Genomic DNA, 5,098 nt, shown 5'->3' on the forward strand with positions numbered 1-5,098 from the left:
TGCGCCATGCTCCACGCAGTCGCGACCGAGACCGCTCCGAACGTGTCCAGCACGTCCTGGCTCACCCCCACCATCGCGATCTTGGCCTCGTTCGAATAGGTGACATAGCCTGCCTGGAACACGTCCGATGAGCCGGGGATCTCGGTCAGAGCCGCCGAGATGAGCCCACCGGTGCAGCTTTCCGCGACCGCGATTTGCTTGCCGCGGGCGCGGTTCGCCTCGATCACCTTTCGGGCCGCGTCGACCAATTCGTCGGGGAGGATGTAGTCGCGGGTGTCGCTCATAGCTGCTCCGGGAGGCGGATGGTCGCGACGGCCTGAGCCGCGATCCCTTCGCCTCTGCCGGTAAAACCCAGCCGCTCGGTAGTTGTTGCCTTGAGGCTGACCCGCTCCAGCGGGAGGCGCAGCAGATCGGCGATCCGCTGCCGCATCGCCTGCTTGTGCGGGCCGATCCTCGGCGCCTCGCAGATGATCGTGAGATCGACATGATCAATTCGCCCGCCGCGTGCCTGGATGAGCTCCCGCGCATGTTCGAGGAAGCGAGAGGAGGGCGCGCCGCGCCACTGCGGGTCGCTCGGCGGGAAATGCTCCCCGATATCGCCCTCACCGGCGGCCCCCAGCAAGGCGTCGGTGAGCGCGTGGAGGGCGACGTCGGCATCGCTGTGGCCCTTGAGGCCGCGGTCGTGCGGGATGTGCAATCCGCCGAGCCATAGCTCCTCGCCCGCCGCGAGCGCGTGGACATCGAAGCCGAGGCCGGTGCAGGTCACCATCGATGAGCGCAGCCTTTGCTCCGCCCGCTCGAAATCCTCGGGATAAGTGAGCTTCTCCAGCATCGGGTCTCCCGCGACCGTGGCTATTCGGAGGCCGGAGGCTCGTGCCACTTGCGCGTCGTCGGTCGCATCGGTCGCTCCGCTATATGCGCGATGCGCCTCCAGGATGGCCTCGAAGCGAAACGCCTGCGGGGTCTGCACCCGCACGAGGCCGGAGCGATCGACCGGCTCGCCCAGGCCGTCGCCGCCGCGAGCCAGAGTGTCGACCACCGGAAGCACCGGCACCGCGGCCTCATGCTCCTCCAGCGCCGCGACGAGGCGTTCGATCACGCTCCCGGGAAGGAAGGGGCGAGCGGCGTCGTGGATCAGCACGAGGTCCGCGCCGCCCTCGGCCGCGATCGCTTCGAGCCCGTTCCGCACCGACTGCTGCCTTGTCATCCCGCCGAAGACGGTGGAGGGGAGGGCGCCGCCGCCCAGCGCCTGCCGGAAGAGATCGTCCTGCCCTGCGCCGATCACCACGCGCACCTCATCGATCAGCGGGTGCCGCAGGCGCTCCAGCGCATGCGCAAGCAGCGGCTTGCCTGCCAGCGCGCGATATTGCTTCGGGAGCGCGTCGCCGGCCCGGCTGCCGCCTCCAGCCGCCACGACCAGCGCCACGATCCTGCCCCGCTCCTGCATCGCCGCGCCCCTAGCCGAGCCGAACCTTGCCCGCCAGCGCCTTTGCCCTTATCTGCCCGCGACCTATGCCGAAGCTGAAGCCCATCTCGATCGGTCCTGTTCGGATCGACGCGCCTGTGATCCTGGCGCCGATGACGGGCGTCACCGACCGGCCGTTCCGGAAGATCGTGAAGCGCTACGGCGCCGGCCTCACCGTTACCGAGATGATCGCAAGCCAGGCGATGATCCGCGAGACGCGGCAGTCGCTCCAGAAGGCGGCCTGGGATCCGGTCGAGGACCCGGTCTCGATGCAGCTCGCCGGCTGCGCTCCTGTCGAGATGGCAGAAGCCGCCAAGCTCAACGAGGATCGCGGAGCGGCGATCATCGACATCAACATGGGCTGCCCGGTGAAGAAGGTGGTGAACGGCGATGCCGGCTCAGCCCTGATGCGGCAGATCCCGCTCGCCTCTTCCATCATCGATGCCACTGTGAAGGCGGTGAAGGTGCCGGTGACGCTCAAGATGCGGATGGGCTGGGACCATTCCAGCCTCAACGCCCCGGAGCTTGCCCGCATCGCCGAGGATCTGGGTGTCCGGATGATCACCGTCCACGGCCGAACCCGTTGCCAGCTCTACAAGGGCGAGGCCGACTGGCGGTTCGTCGCGAAGGTCAAGGAAGCGGTGAAGCTTCCGGTGATCGTCAACGGCGACATCAACTCGATCGACGATGCCGAGACGGCGCTCGAACAATCCGGTGCCGACGGGCTGATGATCGGCCGCGGCGCCTATGGGAAGCCGTGGCTGCTCGGCCAGGTGATGCACTGGCTCGAAACTGGCGAGCGGCTTCCCGACCCGAGCCTCGACGAGCAGTTCCACGTGATCATCCGGCAATATGACGAGATGCTGGAGCATTACGGTCCAGTGATCGGCGCCAATTGCGCGCGCAAGCATATCGGCTGGTACACGCGCGGCCTCCATGGCTCGGCGGAATTCCGCAATGCCTTCAACAAGGAAGCGGATCCGAAGCGGGCAAAGGCGATGCTCTACGACTTCTACTCGCCCTGGCTGAGCAGGGCGGCCGCCTGAGACAGCTTCCAAGCGTCCAACGCCGCTCAGCGCGCGCCGGATTGATGGCAGGAGCACACAAAACTGTGTTCTTTATGCCACAAGCTTGTGGTAGGCGCAGCACGTGAACGCTGAAGCGCCGATTAGGATCGACCCGAAGGAGCGCCGCTCCCGGCTGCAACGGAGACTATGGGTCGCCTTCCGGCGGAGCCGGATCATCTCGCTTCTGGAGGTCGTGACCGTCGCGGTGCTGATCGTGATGGCGACGGTGAGCTACCTCGTGATTGCCCGGCAGGGGCCGCAGACGTTGCTCACCCCACCGGTGGTAGCGGCGCTCATGGTCGCCAATCTGGTGCCGGCGATGGCGCTGATGGTCCTGATCGCACGGCGCGTTGCGATGCGGCGGGCGGCGCGCTCGCCTATTGGAGGCCGAGGTCGTCTCCACGTTCGCCTGGTGGCGCTCTTTTCAGCCATTGCGAGCATTCCGACGCTGATCGTCGTCATCTTCGCGTCTCTGCTGTTCCAGAGCGGCAACAACTTCTGGTTTTCCGAGAAGCCGCGGGGAATGCTGGAGAATGCGGCGCTGATCGCCCGATCCGCCTACAACCAGGAACTGGCACGGGTAGATGGAGAGGCGCGGACGATGAGCGCCGACTTCCCCAAATATTTTGAGGGCGTTCCGATCGACAGCCTGCAGTTCAGAGAGGGCCTCGCATACCAGGTCTACGTAAGGAACCTCTCGGAGGCGGTGCTTCTCACCGTCACGCCCGATCGAGGCATCCAGACCCAGGCGCTAGCCAATCCGTATGACCCTCCCCTGAGGGAGGTGGTGACGCCGCAGCTCATAGAGCGTCTCCAGCGAGGCGAGGAAAGCATCGTCGTTCCACTGCGGGATCGGATCGCCGCAGTCACCAGCGCGAAGCTTGGCCCCAACATGTTCTTATACGTCGCCCGGCTGCATGAGCCTCAGATGATGCAGCAGGTGCAACGGGCTCAAGCCGTACTAAGCGACTATGAAGCCCTCCAGGCGAGGTCGCGGGTTCTGCAACTCAGGTTCAACGCGGCACTGCTGGTCGTCTCGCTGCTGATCGTCGCCATCGCCATCTGGATCGCGCTGACGCTCGCCGATCGGCTCGTGCGGCCCGTAGGGCAGCTGGTCGATGCGGCGCGGCGGGTCACCGCCGGCGATCTTTCCGCGCGGGTTCCGGGCTCGCGGGTGCATGACGAGGTCGGGACGCTCGGCAACGCCTTCAACCGGATGACTCGGCGCCTTGAGGAGCAGACCGGGGCCCTCCTCACTGCCAATGACCAACTCGACAGCCGGCGCGCCTTCATCGAGGCGGTGCTTTCCGGGGTGACCGCGGGAGTAATCTCGGTCGACCGAGAGCGCCGGGTCCGCCTCATCAACAGCTCAGCCGAAGGGCTTCTGAAGACAAGCCAGCGGGACGCGGTGGGCCGGAGGCTTTCGGAGCTGGCGCCTGAGCTCGACAGGCAGCTCGACGCGGAGGAGCGGGAGGATATCGTCCAGGTGGCTTCCGCGGGGGAACCGCGTACGCTGGCAGTGAAGCGGGTGCGCGTGGAGGCGGGGCACGTGCTCACCTTCGACGATATTACCGACCAGCTGCTCGACCAGCGTCGCGCGGCTTGGTCTGACGTTGCGCGGCGGATCGCGCACGAGATCAAGAACCCGCTGACTCCGATCCAGTTGGCAGCCGAGCGTCTCCAGCGCCGGTACGGGAGCGAGGTCAGTTCGGATCCGGCGACGTTCGAGCGGCTGACCGGCACGATCGTCCGTCAGGTCGGCGACCTCCGGCGGATGGTCGATGAATTCTCGTCCTTCGCGCGGATGCCGAAGCCGGTCTTCCGTGCCGAGGCGATCAACGAGGTCGCGCGGCAGGCGCTGTTCCTGCACGAGGTCGCGCACCCCGACATCCGCTTCACGCTCGAAGCCCCCGAGCCGTCGCCGACGCTGGTCTGCGACCGCCGCCAGCTCGGCCAGGCGCTCACCAACATCGTCAAGAACGCGGTCGAAGCGATCCAGCAGAAGCGCGAGGAGCGGGGAGGGGGCAGCGAGGACGAGGTCGCAATGACCGTCCGGGCCTCGAGCACGCATATCTGCATAGATATCGCCGATAGCGGGATCGGGCTCCCCAAGGACCGGGGGCGGCTCACCGAGCCCTATATGACGACGCGGGCCAAGGGCACAGGACTCGGGCTGGCGATCGTCAAGAAGATCGTCGAGGAGCATTGCGGGAGCATCGATTTCGACGATGCACCCGGCGGCGGAACGATGGTTCGGCTTGCCTTCGATGCCGAGACGCTTGCGCGGTTCGGGGCAAGCGGCGGCGATGTGAACGTTTCTGAAAACAACATTGTAAACGGTTGAGAAGATGGCGCTCGATATTCTGGTAGTGGACGACGAACAGGACATTCGGGAGCTCGTCTCGGGCGTTCTCGAGGATGAGGGCTATGCCACCCGAATGGCGGCCAACAGCAGCGAGGCGCTTGCTGCGCTGGGCGAGCGGCGGCCGTCGCTGGTGCTTCTCGACGTGTGGCTGCAGGGCTCGAAGCTCGACGGCCTCCAGGTGCTGGAAGAGATCAAGCGGCG

The 5,098-nt window shown here is 66.2% G+C and carries 5 protein-coding genes; 3 read left to right on the top strand and 2 right to left on the bottom strand.

Annotated elements, in window-relative coordinates; all coding sequences use genetic code 11:
- Together VF662_RS07720 and VF662_RS07725 are read right to left on the bottom strand one after the other, a co-directional pair.
- A partial coding sequence (locus VF662_RS07720; protein ID WP_464139556.1) for a CinA family protein occupies positions 1-284 on the bottom strand: 284 nt, incomplete at its 3' end.
- Positions 281-1,447 (bottom strand): bifunctional 2-C-methyl-D-erythritol 4-phosphate cytidylyltransferase/2-C-methyl-D-erythritol 2,4-cyclodiphosphate synthase, encoded by a 1,167-nt coding sequence (locus VF662_RS07725; RefSeq protein WP_464139559.1) that lies wholly within the window; start codon positions 1,445-1,447, stop codon positions 281-283. The genes VF662_RS07720 and VF662_RS07725, both read right to left, overlap by 4 nt.
- Before the next feature lie 65 nt (positions 1,448-1,512).
- Here VF662_RS07725 and dusB point away from each other — a divergent pair, with 65 nt between their 5' ends.
- The 3 genes from dusB to VF662_RS07740 form a co-directional block, all read left to right on the top strand.
- Positions 1,513-2,511 (top strand): tRNA dihydrouridine synthase DusB, encoded by a 999-nt coding sequence (dusB, locus tag VF662_RS07730; RefSeq protein WP_464139561.1) that lies wholly within the window; start codon positions 1,513-1,515, stop codon positions 2,509-2,511.
- A gap of 103 nt (positions 2,512-2,614) precedes the next feature.
- Positions 2,615-4,876, top strand: coding sequence for a sensor histidine kinase (locus VF662_RS07735; protein WP_464139563.1), 2,262 nt, complete (start codon positions 2,615-2,617; stop codon positions 4,874-4,876).
- Positions 4,877-4,880: 4 nt separating this feature from the next.
- Positions 4,881-5,098, top strand: a 218-nt coding sequence (locus VF662_RS07740; protein ID WP_464139565.1) for a response regulator, incomplete at its 3' end; no start/stop codon positions are given.

The sequence above is a fragment of the Allosphingosinicella sp. genome (assembly GCF_036387215.1).
Classification (GTDB): Bacteria; Pseudomonadota; Alphaproteobacteria; order Sphingomonadales; family Sphingomonadaceae; genus Allosphingosinicella.

Coding starts and splice junctions, on each gene's coding strand:
- VF662_RS07725 (WP_464139559.1), bottom strand. CDS start 1,447: ATGCAGGAGCGGGGCAGGATCGTGGCGCTGGTCGTGGCGGCTGGAGGC.
- dusB (WP_464139561.1), top strand. CDS start 1,513: ATGCCGAAGCTGAAGCCCATCTCGATCGGTCCTGTTCGGATCGACGCG.